At 34.4% G+C, this 19507-nt stretch carries 16 protein-coding genes and 3 tRNA genes; 12 read left to right on the forward strand and 7 right to left on the reverse strand.

Annotation, left to right across the window (positions count from 1 at the left end):
* The first annotated feature begins 92 nt into the window (after positions 1-92).
* The 6 genes from E0F98_RS13080 (at position 93) to E0F98_RS13105 (ending at position 7057) form a co-directional block, all read left to right on the forward strand.
* Positions 93-803 (forward strand): toxin-antitoxin system YwqK family antitoxin, encoded by a 711-nt coding sequence (locus E0F98_RS13080; RefSeq protein ID WP_132112201.1) that lies wholly within the window; start codon positions 93-95, stop codon positions 801-803.
* Between the two features lie 75 nt (positions 804-878).
* Entirely contained in the window at positions 879-2066 is a 1188-nt protein-coding gene (mnmA, locus tag E0F98_RS13085) for a tRNA 2-thiouridine(34) synthase MnmA (protein WP_132112203.1), read from the forward strand.
* A gap of 107 nt (positions 2067-2173) precedes the next feature.
* Positions 2174-3787 (forward strand): S8 family peptidase, encoded by a 1614-nt coding sequence (locus E0F98_RS13090; protein WP_132112204.1) that lies wholly within the window; start codon positions 2174-2176, stop codon positions 3785-3787.
* A 15-nt stretch (positions 3788-3802) separates the two neighbouring features.
* Positions 3803-4747 carry an NAD(P)H-dependent flavin oxidoreductase gene (locus E0F98_RS13095; protein WP_132112206.1) on the forward strand — a complete coding sequence of 315 codons (945 nt, stop codon included), beginning with the start codon at positions 3803-3805 and terminating at the stop codon, positions 4745-4747.
* A gap of 11 nt (positions 4748-4758) precedes the next feature.
* Complete coding sequence (locus E0F98_RS13100) at positions 4759-5169, forward strand: hypothetical protein (protein ID WP_132112208.1); 411 nt, start codon at positions 4759-4761, stop codon at positions 5167-5169.
* 886 nt (positions 5170-6055) lie between these two features.
* A complete protein-coding gene (locus E0F98_RS13105) occupies positions 6056-7057 on the forward strand; it encodes an outer membrane beta-barrel protein (protein WP_132112210.1) in 1002 nt (333 codons plus the stop codon).
* 170 nt (positions 7058-7227) lie between these two features.
* On the opposite strand, the gene E0F98_RS13110 is transcribed toward E0F98_RS13105, so the two are convergent.
* From E0F98_RS13110 to E0F98_RS13130, 5 genes are all read right to left on the reverse strand, one after another.
* Positions 7228-8130, reverse strand: a complete 903-nt coding sequence (locus tag E0F98_RS13110; protein ID WP_132112212.1) for an N-acetylmuramoyl-L-alanine amidase — start codon at positions 8128-8130, stop codon at positions 7228-7230.
* A gap of 40 nt (positions 8131-8170) precedes the next feature.
* A complete protein-coding gene (locus E0F98_RS13115) occupies positions 8171-8656 on the reverse strand; it encodes a hypothetical protein (protein WP_132112214.1) in 486 nt (161 codons plus the stop codon).
* Between the two features lie 51 nt (positions 8657-8707).
* The gene (gene rimO, locus E0F98_RS13120) at positions 8708-10024 is read right to left on the reverse strand and encodes a 30S ribosomal protein S12 methylthiotransferase RimO (protein ID WP_132112216.1); all 1317 of its coding nucleotides are present in this window, start codon (positions 10022-10024) and stop codon (positions 8708-8710) included.
* Positions 10025-10192: 168 nt separating this feature from the next.
* Complete coding sequence (locus E0F98_RS13125; RefSeq protein ID WP_132112218.1) at positions 10193-11689, reverse strand: OmpP1/FadL family transporter; 1497 nt, start codon at positions 11687-11689, stop codon at positions 10193-10195.
* Between the two features lie 48 nt (positions 11690-11737).
* Positions 11738-12760, reverse strand: a complete 1023-nt coding sequence (locus E0F98_RS13130; protein ID WP_132112220.1) for a hypothetical protein — start codon at positions 12758-12760, stop codon at positions 11738-11740.
* A gap of 101 nt (positions 12761-12861) precedes the next feature.
* Between E0F98_RS13130 and proS the strand changes: the two genes are divergently transcribed.
* From proS to rpsT, 5 genes are all read left to right on the forward strand, one after another.
* Positions 12862-14340, forward strand: a complete 1479-nt coding sequence (gene proS / locus E0F98_RS13135) for a proline--tRNA ligase (protein WP_132112222.1) — start codon at positions 12862-12864, stop codon at positions 14338-14340.
* Between the two features lie 77 nt (positions 14341-14417).
* Positions 14418-14489 (forward strand) — tRNA-Glu (locus tag E0F98_RS13140).
* Positions 14490-14535: 46 nt separating this feature from the next.
* Positions 14536-14607: transfer RNA gene (locus E0F98_RS13145), tRNA-Glu, on the forward strand.
* Positions 14608-14653: 46 nt separating this feature from the next.
* A tRNA-Glu gene (locus E0F98_RS13150) sits at positions 14654-14725 on the forward strand.
* Positions 14726-14761: 36 nt separating this feature from the next.
* Complete coding sequence (rpsT, locus tag E0F98_RS13155) at positions 14762-15013, forward strand: 30S ribosomal protein S20 (RefSeq protein ID WP_073207384.1); 252 nt, start codon at positions 14762-14764, stop codon at positions 15011-15013.
* A gap of 198 nt (positions 15014-15211) precedes the next feature.
* Here rpsT and E0F98_RS13160 read toward each other — a convergent pair whose 3' ends face one another.
* Together E0F98_RS13160 and E0F98_RS13165 are read right to left on the reverse strand one after the other, a co-directional pair.
* Entirely contained in the window at positions 15212-15646 is a 435-nt protein-coding gene (locus E0F98_RS13160; protein WP_132112224.1) for a response regulator, read from the reverse strand.
* Positions 15647-15654: 8 nt separating this feature from the next.
* Entirely contained in the window at positions 15655-17364 is a 1710-nt protein-coding gene (locus E0F98_RS13165; RefSeq protein WP_132112226.1) for a PAS domain-containing protein, read from the reverse strand.
* A 159-nt stretch (positions 17365-17523) separates the two neighbouring features.
* Here E0F98_RS13165 and typA point away from each other — a divergent pair, with 159 nt between their 5' ends.
* Positions 17524-19320 carry a translational GTPase TypA gene (gene typA / locus E0F98_RS13170; RefSeq protein ID WP_132112228.1) on the forward strand — a complete coding sequence of 599 codons (1797 nt, stop codon included), beginning with the start codon at positions 17524-17526 and terminating at the stop codon, positions 19318-19320.
* Positions 19321-19507 lie beyond the last annotated feature (187 nt).

Consider the following 19507-nt stretch of genomic DNA (forward strand, 5'->3'; position numbering starts at 1 on the left):
ACATTGAACGATTGTATACTAAATAGTAAATCGAGTTAAATATAAAAGCAGTAATTTTGTTAGATAATAATAGCCTTAAATTAGCCAATACAATGAAAAAATATAAATTTTGTTTCTTACTATTTTTACTGTTTTCAACTCATTTTATAATAGCTCAAGCAGATTTTAATAAATTGGATGAAAAAGGAAAAAAGCATGGTGCTTGGAAAGGTTTTTATGCAGATTCCAAAAGACAAAAGTATGAGGGTGCTTTCGAGCATGGAAAAGAAGTTGGAATTTTTAGTTTTTATGATGATACGAAAGCAAAGTCGATAATCGCGACCAGGGAATTTAATGCCACAGACAATTCAGCTTATACCATCTTTTACGATCAGGCAAAAAATAAGGTAAGCGAAGGGAAGGTAATTAATAAATTGTTTGACGGGGAATGGAAGTATTACCATAAAGCTTCGAAAACAATTATGACGGTTGAAAATTATAAAAATGGGAAGTTAGAAGGCCTGCGATCTGTTTATTACCCTAGCGGTAAAATCGCCGAAGAAACAAATTATAGAAATAATGTAAAAGACGGTGTTTATAAGAATTTTTCAGAAAACGGTATTGTGCTTGAAGAATCGATTTATAAAAACAATGAATACAATGGCTTAGCTATTTTTAAAGATACACAAGGGAACATAGCTTCAAAAGGAGCGTTTGTCAACGGGAAGAAATCTGGGATTTGGCAATTCTATACCAATGGAAAACTAGTCAAGGAAGTTAATATGAGTACGCCTGGAAGTGCTTCAAAAGCGATGGGGAATTAAGTTTATTCTTGAACAGCGGTTGTAATAAAAACATTGTAACTTTGCAGTCTTGTAAAAATTATTAAAGAGTATAAAATGAAGCGAGTTGTAGTAGGACTTTCTGGAGGTGTGGATTCAAGTGTTGCCGCTTATTTATTGCAACAACAAGGATATGAAGTGATAGGTCTTTTTATGAAAAACTGGCATGACGATTCGGTTACCATATCTAATGATTGTCCGTGGTTAGAAGACAGCAATGATGCATTGCTAGTTGCTGAAAAATTAGGAATCCCATTTCAAACGGTTGACTTAAGCGAAGAATACAAGGAGAAAATCGTTGATTACATGTTCAATGAATATGAAAAAGGACGAACTCCTAATCCTGATGTGCTTTGCAACCGCGAAATAAAATTTGATGTATTCATGAAAATTGCTTTGAGCCTTGGAGCAGATTATGTTGCTACAGGTCATTATTGCAAAAAAAGCGAAACCGAAGTCAACGGAGAAACAGTTTATCAATTACTTGCTGGTGCTGATACGAATAAAGATCAATCGTATTTTCTGTGTCAATTATCACAAGAGCAATTGTCTAAATCTTTGTTTCCAATAGGTGAATTAACGAAACCTGAAGTACGCGAAATCGCTACTCAAATGGAATTAGTAACAGCCGAAAAGAAAGATTCTCAAGGGTTGTGTTTTATTGGTAAAGTGCGTTTACCTGAATTCTTGCAGCAAAAGTTACAGCCAAAAGAAGGAGCAATAATCCAAATTGACAAAGACGATGCTATTTACAAGGTTGAAAAGCAAGAGGGTTTGTCTCTAGAAGAAGAATTCGCATTAGCTTCTAATAAAATGCAATATACTCCAGATATGGGGAAAGTGGTAGGAAAGCATCAAGGTGCTCATTATTTCACCATTGGTCAACGAAAAGGACTAAACGTGGGAGGTACAAAAGATCCTTTGTTTATAATTGGTACTAATGTAGAGACTAATACAATCTATACCGGTTTGAGCAGTCAACATCCAGGCTTGTTTAGAAAAGGACTATTTATAGAAAAATCAGAAATACACTGGATTCGAACAGATATGACTTTGGCTAAGGGTGAACAAATGGATGTTATGGCAAGAATTCGCTACAGACAACCATTGCAAGCGGCTACTTTACATCAATTTGAAAACGGAATGTATGTGTCTTTCCGCGAGCCTCAATCAGCGATCACAGAAGGGCAGTTTGTTGCTTGGTATGTGGAAGATGAATTAGTTGGTTCGGGAGTTATTTCTTAGATTAGTACTCTATTTCTAAAATAAAGTGTAAAATACCTTCATTTCATTCATTTAAAATAGGAGTTGATTAAAGGATAATATTGTTTTGTCTAATGTAAAAGTTGACTATGAAAAAGTTTTTTCTATTCTTATTATTATCCATCAATGCAACATCCTTTTCCCAGGAAGATGCATGGGTTTATTTTAATGCAAAATCCGATCAGCAGCTGTATTTTGACACGCCTTCAAAAATACTTTCTCAAAGAGCTATAGACAGAAGAACAAATCAAAAGATAGCAATTGATTTCAAAGATGTTCCCCTAGATCCCACATATATAAGTCAAGTAAAATCTGCGACCGGAATTGCTGTTTTGGCAAAATCAAAATGGCTGAATGCAATTCATGTACGAGGGAGTCAATCGGTGATAAACTCATTAAAAAGCTTTGCTTTTGTCGAAAAAGTGGACTTTGCAAACAAGTCCTTAAATCAGGCAGGGAAAACAGCTAAGCGATTTAAGGAAAAAGCGCAAGGCAAGACTCGGAAGACAAAAATTGACTACGCTTACGGTTCGTCTGATAATCAAATTAAGATGCTTCACGGAGATGTTTTACATAAACAAAATTATACGGGTACAGGAAAGATTATAGCGATTCTAGATGCGGGTTTCTTAGGTGTAAATACAACCCAACCTTTTCAAAGACTGAGAGATAATAATCAAATTTTAGGTGGTTATAACTTTGTATTAAGGGATGAAAATTTCTATACTTCAGATTCACATGGTACTTCGGTACTTTCAACCATGGGAGGTTACGCCGAAAATAAATTGGTAGGAACGGCTCCAGATGCTTCTTACTATTTATTTATAACTGAAGATGTAGATAGCGAGAACCCTGTTGAGGAATCACTTTGGGTTGAGGCTGCTGAAAAAGCAGATAGCCTAGGAGTAGATATTATTAATACGTCTTTGGGTTATTTCGAATTCGACAATTCTGCTTATAATCATACTTATTCTGACATGAATGGTAGTACAACTTTTATTTCTAGAGGTGCTGAAATTGCTTTTAGTAGAGGAATGATTGTTGTCGCCTCTGCAGGGAATGAAGGCGGTAGCTCTAAACCTTATATAGGGGCGCCGGCAGATGCGGTTTCTGTACTTGCTATTGGCGCTGTTAATTCATCAGAAACAAGAGCTTCATTCAGTTCTATTGGGCCATCTTCTGACGCGAGAATAAAACCAGATGTAATGGCACAAGGGGTGGCTACCGTTTTATCCGATGAATTTGGCAATATCGTTACGGCAAACGGAACCTCTTTTTCAGGTCCTGTTATGGCCGGTATGGTGGCTTCATTTTGGCAGGCATTTCCCGCTAAAACAAATAAAGAAATCAGAGAATTAATTATCCAATCGGCTGATAGGTATTCTACACCAACAGCTCAATATGGTTATGGTATTCCCGATTTTAGTTTGGCTTTAGCTTCGACCCTTGCAGTAAACGATGTCAATAAAAATTATTTTGTGGCTTATCCAAATCCCACTTCTGACTTTATCTCGGTTCAATTTCCGGAAAGTTTTAATAAAGGAACGGTTGGTTTTTATACGATTTTAGGACAGAAAATTTTCGAACAACCTTTTAGCAGTTCAGGAAATACTTTTTCATTGAAATCATTAAGCAACGGAATTTATATCTATAAAATAGAATCAGAGGCTTTTTCGAAAAGCGGAAAAATAATAAAACAATAACATCCAACCTACTAGATGAATAGAATTACAGAGCTTTTTAATATACAATATCCCATTATTCAAGCTGGAATGATATGGGTAAGTGGTCATAAACTCGCCAGTGCAGTAAGTAATGCAGGCGGATTAGGATTAATAGGAGCGGGATCGATGTATCCTGAAGTATTGCGAGAACACATTCAGAAATGTAAAAGGGAAACGTCTAAACCTTTTGGAGTGAATGTCCCTATGTTGTATCCCAATATAGAAGAAATCATGAAGATTATCGTCGAAGAAGGAGTGAAGATCGTATTTACTTCGGCTGGAAATCCAAAAACATGGACACCGTATTTAAAAGAAAATGGTATCACGGTAGTGCATGTCGTTAGTAGTACTTTATTTGCTTTAAAAGCCCAAAATGCTGGCGTTGACGCTATAGTCGCAGAAGGATTTGAGGCCGGAGGTCATAATGGACGAGATGAAACTACTACTTTTACGCTAATTCCTATGGTAAAAGAGCAAATAGAAATTCCTGTTATTGCAGCAGGAGGTATTGCAAACGGTCGTGGTATGCTTGCCGCTATGGTTTTGGGTGCTGATGGTGTTCAGGTAGGTAGTAGGTTTGCTGCATCGATTGAATCTTCAGCGCATGACAATTTTAAAAATACAATAATAGAGACCAAAGAAGGAGATACTCAACTTACATTAAAAGAATTGGCTCCCGTTCGATTAATAAAAAACAAGTTTTTTCAGGATCTTCAAAATTTATATGAGAAATGTCCAACAAAGGAGGAGTTAGTTGCGTTATTAGGTAGAGCTAGAGCTAAACGAGGCATGTTTGAAGGAGATTTAGTGGAAGGTGAGTTAGAGATTGGTCAGATTGCTGGTTTGATTCACGAAGTAAAATCAGCAGAAGGAATTGTTTTAGAAATAATGGCTGATTATAGTGCAGCAAGAAAAGAATTAGTAGATCTTGATTTTTAATTATTTAGCTAATGATCAAAATTAAATTATATATAATATTACTATTCCTGGGAATTGGATTGCAACAATCTTACAGTCAGAATTATAAATTCAAAACATCAGGTGTTAGTGTTTTGGAAAAAAATGAAAGAGGGAAATGGGGAAAGTGGTCTGAATTACAATTGGTAAATGTTTTGGTTTCGCTGGATACCAATAAAAGCAGAATTGTTATTTACTCCGAAATTATTCAATTGTTTGAAATCATAGAATATCAACCAACGGAGGAAAATGATACCGATGTAGTTTATTCTTTTACTTGTAAGGATAATAATGGTGATGATTGTACACTTTCTATTATAACCAGGAAAAATCAGGACAATAGAAAGCAACTATACATAAATTATGGTGACAGGATAATTGTTTATAATATTTTTAATTTATAGGGTCAAAAGAATACAAATTGAGCTGTCTTAAGGCTAGGGTTGCAGAAGTGAAATTAATGATATAAGCGATTGTTGAATAGAGTAAATTCTATTTAACAATCGCTTTTTTATTTCTGATTTAGTTCGAAAGTAGTAATGACTTTTTCAAAGTCAAAAAGTTTTGATAATTTCTTGAGCACAATAAATACTACTATCGATAAATCAAATATAGCAGCTATTTTAAAAATGGCGTTTAACAAGTTTTTAAAACTATGCTGATTTTTCGACTCCAATTAATCTGTTATTTGATTGTCGTCGTTTTTAACTTTTTCTACCAATAACTGAAAACAAAAATGCATAATTAGATACTTAGAATGAGTAATCTATTCATGTGTTTTTTTTGTGTTCTTTTCTAACTCAAATAGGCTGTTGTAGAATTTTACTATTACTCGATTTTCCTTCCCAAAACACCTCTATAAAATAAAAAGTTAGATGATCTAATTAGAAATTAAGTTACTAAAATAGCTTGGATTTTTAATTTATAAAAAACATTTAAATTATAAACTACCCCCTATTTTGATAGGGTTAAATCTTATGGATTGTATTTTTATGCACTTATTTTTAGTTTTAAGTACAACTTAGTTTTATAATTTAGTAAAAACAAGGGCGTATTTTTAAATTTTCAAATATGTATATGATTTTTTTTAGTGGGCAAAAATAAGTATTTCTTGTTTTTTTGTTGTGATTTTTTCGAATTGATAATTCTTTCAAAATCTAATTAAAAAGTGATAAATTATTGTTCCAGCCATGCAAAAAGTTAATAAATTCGTCTCAACCAAAGTTGGAAATTTGATTGTTAAAGTAACAATTGAAGGCCAAAATAATAAACAACCAAAACAAAATAATGATGAAAAAAGTAATTGGAATTTTAGCTTTTGTGCTAATAGGAAACGCAGGGTTTGCTCAAGACGCTCCATTGGAAATTTCAGGTTCTGCAGATGTGTATTATAAATATGATTTTGCTAAGAAAGAAAATATAAAAACTAGTTTTGCAACAGATCAGAATTCGGTTTCTTTAGGGATGCTTGATATTATGTTAAAAAAAACAACTGGCAAAGCATCTTTTGTAGGTGAGGTTTCTTTTGGTCCAAGAGGTCAATATCAATCGCTTTTAAACGGGGATGGAGAAGATGACAATTCTTTCCATATCCAAAATTTATATGCTACTTATGCAGCTACCGAAAAATTGAGTTTTACAGCTGGTTTTATGGGGACATTTATAGGGTATGAGGTAATTTCTCCAGTAGCGAACTTTCATTATTCAACTTCCTATTTATTTACAAATGGACCATTTCAAAATGCAGGAGTGAAAGCAAATTATGCGATTTCAGATAAAGTGGGCGTTATGGTAGGTGCTTTTAATGACTCTTGGAATATGTATAAAGCAGATCCAATTAAAGGTTTAAATGCAATTGGAGCGCAATTGTCTCTAGCTCCTACCGAAGGTGTAAGTATTTTTTTGAACTTTATGGATGGTTCTGTTAGTGGAACTATAATTGATTTAACAGCCTCTTTCCAGCTTACGGATAAATTTAAATTAGGTTTAAACGCTGCTGACTTTAGAAATGATACTAAAGTAGGTTATACAGGTGTGGCATTATATCCTGCTGTGGATGTAAGTGATAAATTTAGCTTAGGTTTACGTGGCGAGTATTTCAAATTTAAAGAAGGTTCTGGTGATGATTCAGTAACTGCATTAACATTTTCAGCTAATCTAAAAGCGGGAGGATTAACTTTTATTCCAGAGTTTAGATTAGATAATGGTTCTGATGAAATTTTCGAAAAAACCAACGGTGACCCTACAAAATCTGCCTCTCAATTTGCTTTAGCAATGGTGTACGGATTCTAAAAGTATAATTTTTTTTTTTTGACTGTCAAAATACTCTAATAGGTGTTCTGGCAGTTTTTTTTTATTTTAATGACTGAATTGTAACCTCGGCAAGTGAGTTTAATATATAAAAAAAAAACAGTTCTTTAATTTACTAAAGAACTGCGTTTATAATAGTTGTAAGAAGTGATTTACTGCTTTTTATAAATTGAGTAAATTACATTTATAGTGTTTTGATTTAAAATTGAATCAATTTCTGTTTGAATATAATGCAGTTTAAAAGCTCTAACTGCGGCCGAGAGATTTTTGGTATCATATCCTATGATTCGTAGTCCCAGTTCTGGATTAAAATCAAGCGGAGCCGTTTCTAAAATTTCATCTTGCCATACACCAAAGCCGTTTTCGGCTAATGTTTTCCATGGAAAAAGAGCACTCGGATCATTTTTACGCGCTGGAGCGATGTCAGAATGGGCTAGAAAATTTTGAGTAGGAATATTATACTCTTTTTTTAATTTGCTTAATAATGCCATCAAACTAGTAATCTGTCCTTCCGAAAAAGGCTCAGTTCCATTATTGTCAAGTTCGATGCCTATGGAAGATGAGTTGATATCTGTATCTTTTCCCCATGAACCTTTCCCAGCATGCCATGCACGCAAATAGTCATTTAGCATTTGTACCACGCGACCATCATCACCAATCACGTAATGTGAACTTACTTGAGTTCTGGTCAACGTAAACGTTTTTATCGTTTGTTGAATCGAGTCTTGTGCTGTATGGTGAATAATAACAGAATTGGGTTTTCGTAAATTGAAATTTACTGTACTAATCCACTCTGTTTGTCTTCCATTTTCTAAAGCCGTGGTTCCTGTTTTTGAAAGCGTGTCTTTGAACGTGTACAATTGTTTTGTATACGCGTTGTCAATGCTAATCGTTGTTACAGTTACGGCAGGTAGCGGCTCAGGTTCTTTATTAGATATTGTTTCTTTGAAGGTATTAAGCTTCGTATCATATTCTTTTTCGCTTGCCTTGTATGGATTAGTAGAGCAAGACGCGATAACGATAGTCACGACAAGATAGAAATAGAATTTTTGCATATTAAAAATAGATATTAGGGCTTTTTTTTCGAAATAATAATTACCTATTTCTTTTTGATTTCTTTTTGTTGTTACCTTCTTCGTTTAGTGCCTTGTATTTTACTTTTTGATCCTCATTTAGAAAATTATTAATTTTTCTGTCTGTAGATTCAGATAGTGCTTGAATTTCTTTTATTTTTTGGTCTTGGCTACTAGTTTCATCTTTTAATAAAATACCTTGCGATCTCATGCTTTCTATTAAAACATTTGATATTGCAATTTCTTGCAATTGATCAAGAGTGAGTTCTGGAGTTAATTTCTCCATTATTTTCCCCACAGTTACCTCAACAGGTATTTCTTTAGGTTTGTCTTGACCTTGCGCTTGAGGTATTTGGTTCATTCTGTTATTGCCACCATATCCACCATTATTATAACCTCGATTACCATAGCCGTTATTGCCGTAGCCATTGTTTCCGTATTGTGCAGAAACGGTGTCAGCAGCTAATAAGCTAAGTGCCAAAACGAATAAAATTTGAATTGTTTTCATAGTTATTTTTGTAAAATGGTTGTCAAATAGTGTTAGTTAAGAGAATAGATATTACTCAGCAGGCTCTCCGTATAAATCAAATTCAGTTGCTTCGATGATTTTAATCATAGCAAAGTCTCCTGTTTTTAAATAAAATTTAGAAGCATCAATCAGTACTTCATTATCTACATCTGGACTATCAAATTCTGTTCTTCCTACAAAATGACCACCTTCTTTTCTGTCAATGATACATTTAAATATTTTGCCCAGTTTTTCTTGATTTAAATCCCATGAAATTTGAGATTGTAATTCCATTATTTCGTTGGCACGATCTTGCTTCACATCGGCAGGAACGTCATCTTCCAATAAATAAGCATGTGTGTTTTCTTCGTGAGAATAGGCAAAACATCCCATTCTGTCAAATTTCATTTCTTGAACAAAATCTTTCAAAATATTAAAATCTTCTTGTGTTTCACCAGGGTAACCTACAATTAAAGTCGTACGAATCGCCATTCCGGGAACTGCTGCACGAAATTCTTTTAATAATTTTGTAGTTTTTTCTTGAGTCGTTCCACGTCGCATAGATTTCAAGATAGAATCTGAAATGTGTTGTAACGGGATGTCGATGTAATTACAAATCTTAGGTTCACGTTTCATGATCTCCAAAACGTCCATTGGGAAACCAGTAGGGAAGGCATAGTGTAGTCGGATCCATTCGATTCCTTCTACTTTAACTAGTGCTTCTAATAATTCCGCAAGATTACGTTTCTTGTAGATATCAAGACCGTAATATGTCAAATCTTGAGCTATTAAGATCAATTCTTTTACTCCGTCTCTTGCTAATCCTTCTGCTTCTTTTACAAGTTTTTCAATAGTTTGAGAAACGTGTTTTCCTCGCATTAATGGAATAGCGCAAAAGCTACAAGGTCTATCGCAACCTTCTGCAATTTTTAGGTATGCGTAGTTTTTTGGAGTCGTAGTTAGTCTTTCTCCTAGTAATTCATGCTTGTAATCTGCTCCTAAAGCTTTTAATAATGCTGGTAATTCAGTAGTTCCAAAAAACTGATCTACATTAGGTATTTCTTTTTCTAAATCGGGTCTGTATCTTTCAGAAAGGCATCCAGTTACAAAAACTTTGTCAACCAGTCCTTTTTCTTTTTTGTCAGCATATTCTAATATCATGTTTACTGACTCTGCCTTAGCATTATCAATAAATCCGCAGGTATTGATAACAATAATGTTTCCTTCTGTTTCTGCTGGTGCTTCATGTTCCACATCTTTTCCGCTGGCACGCAGTTGGCCCATTAGGACTTCACTATCGTATATGTTTTTAGAACACCCAAGAGTGATCACATTGATTTTATTCTTTTTTAACGACTTGGTTCTCATATATTTGTAAATTGGAGTGCAAAATTACGCTTTTTTATTCAAACAGTACTTGTTTGCGTTTCATTTAGCAGTTTTTTATGGTGCTAACCCGCTGCCATCGGGGCTAAAAAAAAATCCGGTTCAAGATGTTGAGTCGGATTTTTCATTTTAGTTTTGTTGATTTTTGATCTATAGTTCGAACAGTAAAGTCAAAGAAACGTGGTTGTTAATGCTGTTTATTTTAGCGCCATCTGTTAGTCCTTGTGAGAAAAAACTATTTTGTGAGTCTCTTTCTGCATAAGCATAAGCTAAATCCACTTTAGTAGAGCCAAAGCTGTATCCTAAACCGGCTGAATAACCCGTTAAATCGCCTACTGTATTTTTGTTTTTGTATGGACTTTGCTCGAAACGGTATCCTGCTCTAAGGCTCAGTTTTTCAATTTTGTATTCTGTTCCTATTCTCAATTCTGCTGTGTTATCGAATGTGTTGCTCATAAAAGTATTTACACCAGTAAATTCATTTTCAGGTTTGAATTGAGTTTTGCTGTAATCTTTAATTGCGTAGTCAATGCTTATCAATCCCGTTCTTCCAAAAATATAAGCTAAACTACCTGTAATTTTGCTCGGAGTTTGTAATTTATATGGTGCGTAAACATTCGTAATTCTAGGATCTGCAACGTCATTGGTGTCTGCATCTCCATTTTTACTGCTCACAGCAACTAGGCTTTGAGTGAATTCGTCATTAAGGTGGTACCAAGTTGATGATTCGTAAGCTAATCCTAGGCGTAGCTCATTAGTAACTTTTGCAATAGCTCCTAACTGAAAAGAAAAACCAGTTCCATAAGTGTATAATTCATTGTCAAAACGCAATTTGGATACGGTATATTCATTTGTTAACGGAGCGTTATTGTCTTCATAAAAGCTAGTTGCTTGTCTGAAATCCGTAAAATGAGAATTCAAATTTAATCCGATGTATAGTCTATCATTATAAGATGTAGCTGCATTAAAGGATAGTTTTCCATTGTATCCTTGTGAAGTGATCGTGTTTTCCTGGTAGTAATTACCTCCAGCTGGAACATTTGAAGTGTATTGAGTATTGCCAGAAGTTTCGCTTACAGGATCAATAATGAAAGCATTGTATCCTAAATAAGCTTGTTGAGCTGCAAAATCAAGTCTGTTGTAGTTTGTGTTTTCGAAATCACCAAAAGGAATTCCGTTAGCGTAACTTAGGAAATAACGATCTACTGAATTGTTAGGATTTGTTCCCGCAGAAAAAATGGTGTTATTAAAGTTATTTGTGTTCTCGTAATTAATGGCTATTGAGAATTTTTTCCAATTACTGTTTTGATTATGATTTTTAAAAACAAATACACCACCCGCTTGGTTTAGATCAAAGGAGTTGTCTTTTTCGCTTGTAGTGGTGCCAAAATAATTAGAATTGTTCTTCGTGTTTAAGCTGCTTACAGTAAACGCCGCTTGGTTATTGGAGAAAACAGCAGATCCTGCAGGATTAATGTTTAAGGATGATAAATCCCCGCCAAGTGCGCCAAAAGCACCACTCATAGCTTGAAATCGACCGGTTCCGTTCAAATTGTTTTGCGCGTAGCGCAGAGCATCTGTGGATTCCTGTGACTGGGCTGCGTTAAAAGTGAAGCCTGTTAATAAAAGAAATAGATATTTTTTCATCTTTGGTTTGAATAAAGTTTGTGTTATTGTAAAAAGTATAAATAATGACTACATTCCGCCACCTCTTCTATTGCTTCCGCCTGATGATCTCCCGCTTCCGCTATTTGAAGAAGAGTTTGATCTCGTAGGAGAAGAGTAGTTTTCATTTCTAGAACTGTTACTGCTTGGAGTATATGTTCTTTCAGGAGCGGTGTATTCTCTTCTTGATTCGGTGCTGTTGCTTCTTGTTCGAGAAGTAGGTGTGTAGGAATTATTTTGTGTGTTGTTGTTTCTACTAAAAGTTGGACTTGTTCTGTTTTCGTTACTTCTGTTACTATTACGAAATGTGGGTGTTCTGTCAGTGCTAGAGTTATTGCTGTTTCTGTTAGTATTGACTCTGTTTGTAGAGTAGTCGCTATAAGTTCGGTTTGCATTTACAGAACCAGAGTAGGAAGATCCTCTCCTTCCGGAACTTTGAGAATAATTTCTGTTATTATAGTATTGTCCGTTATTATAGTAATTGTTTCCGTAGTATGATGAATTCCAGCCATAATAACTTGGGTAACCCCATCCATAATAGGGATAGTTCCATCCGAAGTTAGAATAGCCGTAGTAATAAGGAGAGTATCCCCAGTTGTAATTATTATAACCCCATCCATAGTTATTATATCCCCCCCATGCGTAATTGTTATATCCATACCCATAATACGGATAGCCTGAGCCAAAGCCGAATGATAGATTCCAGTTGTTTGGGTATATATTAATTTGAGCTTTAGAATGATTATCTCCCCAATCATTATAGTCGTAATTCCTTTCTTGACTGCTGTACGGACTGCTATCGTTGTAATTGTCTATATCGGTAAAATAATCGTCAGATTGGCTATCATTTTGCAAATTGCTAAAATAATCTTTGTAATAATTATTGTCTTGTGGCGCAGTTTCTATATTTCTAGCGTCAGTATTACCGTAAATACCGTCTGTGTCATAATAGGAGCTGTTTTGGTACGAGCCACAAGAAACCATTAAGATGGTGAAAAACACAATTAATGGGTATTGCAAAGTTTTTCTGGTGGAAAATATATTAGTTTTCATATCTATAGGTTTTTTTATTGTTGCACATTACAAAAATAGTTAGTTTTGTGGAACTATTTAGTAAAAAATAATAGCGCAAAATTTGTGCCAAACTATTCAATATGAGTAAGAACCTTACTACAAGATCAGAAGATTATTCAAAATGGTATAACGAGTTAGTTGTAAAAGCTGATTTAGCCGAGAATTCAGGAGTTAGAGGCTGTATGGTAATCAAACCTTATGGCTATGCCATTTGGGAAAAAATGCAGGCAGAGTTGGATCGAATGTTTAAAGAAACCGGTCATCAAAACGCCTATTTTCCTTTATTTGTTCCTAAAAGTATGTTTGAGGCAGAAGAGAAAAATGCAGAAGGATTTGCGAAGGAATGTGCGATTGTTACGCATTATAGATTAAAAAATGATCCTGACAAGCCAGGGAAATTAATGGTAGATCCTAATGCAAAGTTGGAGGAAGAGCTTATTGTGCGACCTACGAGCGAAGCAATTATTTGGTCTACATATAAAGGATGGGTTCAGTCTTACAGAGATTTACCATTGTTAATTAATCAGTGGGCTAATGTGGTTCGTTGGGAGATGAGAACGCGTTTGTTCTTGAGAACCGCTGAGTTTTTGTGGCAAGAAGGGCATACCGCACATGCTACTAGAAGTGAGGCTGTTGAAGAATCGGAAAAAATGATGAATGTATATGCTGAATTTGCCGAAAATTTTATGGCTATTCCAGTAATTAAAGGATTGAAAACAGAAACAGAGCGTTTTGCTGGTGCTGAGGAGACTTATTGTATCGAAGCCTTAATGCAAGATGGAAAAGCCTTGCAAGCGGGTACTTCACATTTCTTAGGTCAGAATTTCGCAAAAGCTTTCGATGTAAAATTTGCTAATGCCGAAGGAAAGCAAGAATATGTTTGGGGAACCTCATGGGGAGTTTCGACGCGTTTAATGGGGGCTTTAGTTATGACGCATTCAGATGATAAAGGATTGGTTTTGCCGCCTAATTTAGCGCCTATACAAGTTGTAATTGTGCCAATACATAAGACGGATGAACAATTGGCAGAAATTACTGCTGAGGTTAATGTATTAATTGCAGAATTGAAAAAACTCAATGTTTCGGTTAAGTATGATGACAGAACGACGCAGAAACCCGGTTTTAAATTTGCTGAATGGGAATTAAAAGGGGTGCCTGTTCGAATTGCGGTAGGTCCTAAAGATTTAGAAAACGGAACTTTTGAGGTGGCTCGAAGAGATACTTTGACAAAAGAAACAAAGGCGAAAGACGGAATTGCTACTTTTATTAGTGGTTTGCTAGAGCAAATTCAAGAAGACTTGTTTAATAAAGCTTTAAATTATAGAGATACTCATATTACTGAGGTAAATAGTTTTGAAGAATTTAAATCAGTTTTAAATGATAAAGGTGGTTTTGTATCAGCGCATTGGGACGGAACTGCAGCGACTGAAGAAAAAATCAAAGACCTTACAAAAGCTACCATTAGATGTATTCCTTTGGATGGTGTAGAAGAGGTGGGAAGCTGTGTTCTCACTGGGAATCCTTCTGTTAAAAGAGTTCTTTTTGCTAAGGCCTATTAATTTTTTTAATTTTTTTTAGGTCTGCTATTGTACTTCTCAAAAATAGTTGTATTTTTGCATCCGCATTAGAGAAGCAAGGCCCGTTCGTCTATCGGTTAGGACGCATGGTTTTCATCCATGTAAGAGCGGTTCGATTCCGCTACGGGCTACTACTTTTTTATTGCGTGTTAAATTTCTTCATTATAAATGAAAAATGGCCCGTTCGTCTATCGGTTAGGACGCATGGTTTTCATCCATGTAAGAGCGGTTCGATTCCGCTACGGGCTACAAATTTAATCTAGAATCTAGATTAATCACTAACTTAGGAGGATATGGTCCGTTCGTCTAGGGGTTAGGACGCCAAGATTTCGTCTTGGTAACAGGGGTTCGATTCCCTTACGGACTACAAAAAAAGAATAGTAAAAGAAAAAAAAATAATAAAATGGCAAATCATAAGTCAGCTCTAAAGAGAATTAGAAGTAACGAAAAGAGAAGAGTATTAAACAGATACCAACACAAAACTACGCGTAATGCAATCAAAGCATTAAGAATAGCGACTGATAAGGTAGATGCTACATCTAAACTGTCAAATGTGATTTCTATGATAGATAAATTAGCTAAAAAGAATATCATTCATGATAACAAGGCGTCTAATTTAAAATCTAAATTAACGAAACACGTAGCTAAATTGTAATTATTACATTTTATATATAACATAAAAAAAGCTCCTTTTTAAGGAGCTTTTTTTATGCTTATAATTCAAGGTTTTTTTCGGAAAAGTGTAAAACATAGCGACTAGCTAGTTGATTTTGAAATCAAATCAATTTTCTGGTTCTGCGTGCTTTTTAAAAGGAAAAAAGGGTTTGCTTCGTCGGATATTATTTAAAAATAATTACTGTTGTAGTAGTTTTTCTTGTGGCTCTTTATTGGATAAGTAATCTAACATAGAGATTGTTATGGGTTTGGCTAAGAAATCAATAACCATAGGATAATTTTTTGCTTTTTCTAAGTCTTCTGGGTCAATTGTTGACGAAAGGATAACGACTTTTGTGCTGGTATTAAAGTCAGAATAATCATCACTCATGAAACAATCCAAAAATTCCCAGCCGCCCATTACGGGCATGTTTAGGTCTAAAAAGATTAATTGAGGTTGTTTTTTAAGATTAGAACCGGTTTCATTTAGTTTTATTGATTCAAAGTACTGAAGCGCTTCTTCTCCGTTCTTGGCTGTAGCTATCTCGTTTGAAAAAGTAGTTTTACTAATCACTTTTTTGCATAACATTAGAGTTATTGGGTCGTCATCAACACATAATATTAGGTCTAGCATAGTGTTATTTAGTTTTTGAATGTTATGGTAAATGTAGTTCCTTTATTGACTTCGCTTTCGATATCAATAGTTCCTCCCATAGCTTCGACTTGTGATTTTACAAGGTAAAGTCCAAGTCCTTTGCTGTCTGGATAATTATGAAATCTTTGATAAAGTCCGAAAACTTTATCTCGATTTCTTTCTAAATCAATTCCGATTCCGTTATCCTTAAAGGTAATTGTAGTTTGATTTTCTTTTTCCTGAGTGGATATCGATATATGTAGTGTTTTGTTTTCCGATTTGTATTTTATGGAATTTGTTAAAAGGTTTAATAAGATGCTCTCAATGTAAGATTTATTAATTTCTAATGTTTGAGCATTATCAAAATCAAGTTGTATTATAGGTTGTGCTGTTTTGATTTGAAACGAAAGTTGGTTGAAGATGTTTTCAAAGACTTCTTTTAGTATTACTGTTTCTTTTTGGATAGAAGGACTGTCTTTTATATTCATAACCTTAGTAAGGTCGTTAATTGTGTCGTTTAGCAGTTGGGTTGATTTATTGAATCCTTGTAGGATTTCTTCTAGTTCAGGGTCGCTAACAGGGATGTCTTCGATTAGGTTTAAAAGTCCTGTTAGGTTAGACAAAGGTGCTCTAAGATTGTGTGAAGTGATGTATGAAAATTGTTTTAAATCCTTATTATTTTGAGTCAATTCTCGGATCAGTTGTTCTTTTTCTTTTTCCTGTTTCTTATCTTGGGTAACATCTCGTTGTATTGATACCCAGTGAGACAATTCGTTCTCGGCATTATAAATTGGAATCATAGAGAAACGAACCCAATATTCTTCTTGGTTTTTTTTATAACTAATCGTTTCGATGATGCATTCTTCCTTGTTTTTCAAGGCGGTAATTAATTTTTCGTATTCTTGTTTGTCAGAATTTGGTCCAATGAAGATATCTGGTGTTTTCCCTATTACATCATCAGCATGGTACCCTGACATGTTTGAGAAAGCTGGATTTACATAAACTATTTTTGGAATTCCAATGCTTTTCGAGTCTGCTTCGATAATGATTATTGAATCTTTGGTTTGTATAATTACGGTTTCTAAAAGCTTAAGTCGTAGTTCTTCTTCTTTTTGTTTTGTTACATCTTGAATGGCTCCAATCATTCTAATCGCTTTGCCACTTTCGTCTTTTAGAAGAAAACCTCTATCTAGAACATACTTATAGGAATTATCGGCGCATTTAAAACGGTATTCATCTTGCCAGTTATCTGTTTTTTGTTCGATAAAAGAATATAGTTTAATGGACATTTTTATACTATCCTCAGGATGTATGTTTTCAAACCACCATTTTGAACTGTCTCCTACTTGATCTTGATCGTAGCCAAAAACAGTTTTTATTCCTTTGTTCCAAAGAAGATTGTCTTCTTGTATTTTCCAGTCCCAAATGGTGTCACTAGTAGCTTTGGCAACAATATCGTATTTGTCATTAGATTCTTTAATTTCCTTGTTTGTTTTCTTTAGGTGTTCGAAAATTATTTTGTTTTTATTAAAGTTGTCAGATAGTATATATCTAAAAGTTATAGCGGTAAGAAAAACTAAAACAAGGTCTTTTGAGAAGTTGTAAAATGGGTAGTTGGTTAAATAATAGTATTTTATGGATAATTTGTAAAAAACAATAGCCATGAATACCGCTATAAGGATATAAATAATCGTTAACTGGTTGACTTTGCTTTTCATTACTCAAATGTAATTAATTATAATGAAATATAAAATACTTACATAAACTAATTATTTGGGTTGTTTTTAATAGTTAATACGTTAATAGTATGGAAACTATTACAGGAATAGTTGTTATATCAAAATAAAGTGTACCTTTGCACCCATTAAAAAACACAGATGGAATCTATAAGAAATATTGCAATTATTGCCCACGTCGATCACGGTAAAACAACTTTGGTTGATAAAATTATGTATCACTGTCAGTTATTTCGTGACAACGAAAACACAGGTGACTTAATCCTTGATAACAACGACTTAGAGCGTGAAAGAGGTATTACTATTACATCTAAGAATGTATCTGTTCAATACAAAGGAACAAAAATCAACATTATTGACACTCCTGGTCACGCCGATTTTGGTGGAGAGGTGGAGCGTGTATTGAATATGGCTGATGGTGTTTGTTTGTTAGTTGATGCCTTTGAAGGTCCAATGCCACAAACTCGTTTTGTATTACAAAAAGCTATCGATTTAGGATTGAAACCTTGCGTTGTTATAAACAAGGTAGATAAAGAAAACTGTACTCCTGAAGAAGTTCACGAAAAAGTTTTTGACTTAATGTTTGAATTAGGTGCTAAAGAATGGCAGTTGGATTTTCCAACAGTTTACGGTTCTGCAAAAAACAACTGGATGTCTGATCATTGGGAAAACGTAACGGATAATGTGGAAGCATTATTGGATATGGTTATCGAAAATGTACCAGCTCCTAAAGTTTCTGAAGGAACGCCACAAATGTTAATTACATCTTTAGATTTCTCTGCTTTTACAGGACGTATCGCCATTGGTCGTTTGGAAAGAGGTGTATTGAGAGAAGGTATGGCAATTTCATTAGTAAAAAGAGACGGTACTATATCTAAATCTCGTATTAAAGAACTACATACTTTTGAAGGTCTTGGTCGTAAAAAAGTAACAGAAGTAATTGCTGGAGATATTTGCGCAATCATTGGTGTTGAAGGTTTCGAAATTGGTGATACAATCGCTGATTCTGAAAATCCAGAAGGTTTAGCTTCAATCGCTATTGATGAGCCAACGATGAGTATGTTATTTACTATTAATGACTCTCCATTCTTTGGTAAAGAAGGTAAATTTGTAACTTCTCGTCATATTCGTGAAAGATTAACAAAAGAATTAGAGAAAAATTTGGCCATGAAAATGGGTGAAACTGATTCTGCTGATAAATTTATGGTTTTTGGTCGTGGTGTACTTCACTTGTCTGTTCTTATTGAAACAATGAGAAGAGAAGGATATGAGTTACAAATCGGTCAACCACAAGTTATCATCAAAGAAATTGATGGTAAAAAATGTGAGCCAATTGAGGAGCTAACAATCGATTTACCAGAAACACTTTCTGGAAGAGCGGTAGAGTTTGTTACTATGCGTAAAGGTGAAATGTTAAGCATGGAAACTAAAGGAGAACGTATGATTGTAAAATTCAACATTCCATCACGTGGAATTATTGGATTGCGTAATCAATTGCTTACAGCTACTGCTGGTGAGGCTATTATGGCGCACCGTTTTATTGGATATGAGCCTTACAAAGGAGAAATTGCTGGACGTAACAAAGGTTCATTAATTTCTATGGAAAAAGGAAAAGCAATTCCTTATTCTATCGATAAATTACAAGATCGTGGTAAGTTTTTTGTTGAACCAAATGCTGAAATCTACGAAGGTCAGGTAATTGGTGAAAACTCTCGTGCTGATGATATGTGTGTAAACGTAACTAAAGAGAAAAAACAATCTAACGTTCGTTCTTCTGGAAATGATGAAAAAGCGAGAATTATCCCGCCAATCATTTTCTCTCTTGAAGAAGCTTTAGAATACATTCAAAAAGATGAATATGTTGAGGTAACTCCAAAATCGATTCGTTTGAGAAAAATATATTTGACTGAAACTGATAGAAAAAGATTTAAAATCTAATTCATCGTTTATACTATATAGAAACCCATTCATTAATTTGAATGGGTTTCTTGTTTTTAGGATTAATGCTAGATTTTATTTTTAAAGATAGACTTGTGCTTTACGGTTGCGTGAGGGATAGAAACTGGCTACCGAAGTAGCGTGGATAGCCCGACAGCATAAATAAAAAGGCCTATTCACGATTATT

The organism is Flavobacterium hiemivividum, assembly GCF_004349145.1.
Classification (GTDB): domain Bacteria; phylum Bacteroidota; class Bacteroidia; order Flavobacteriales; family Flavobacteriaceae; genus Flavobacterium; species Flavobacterium hiemivividum.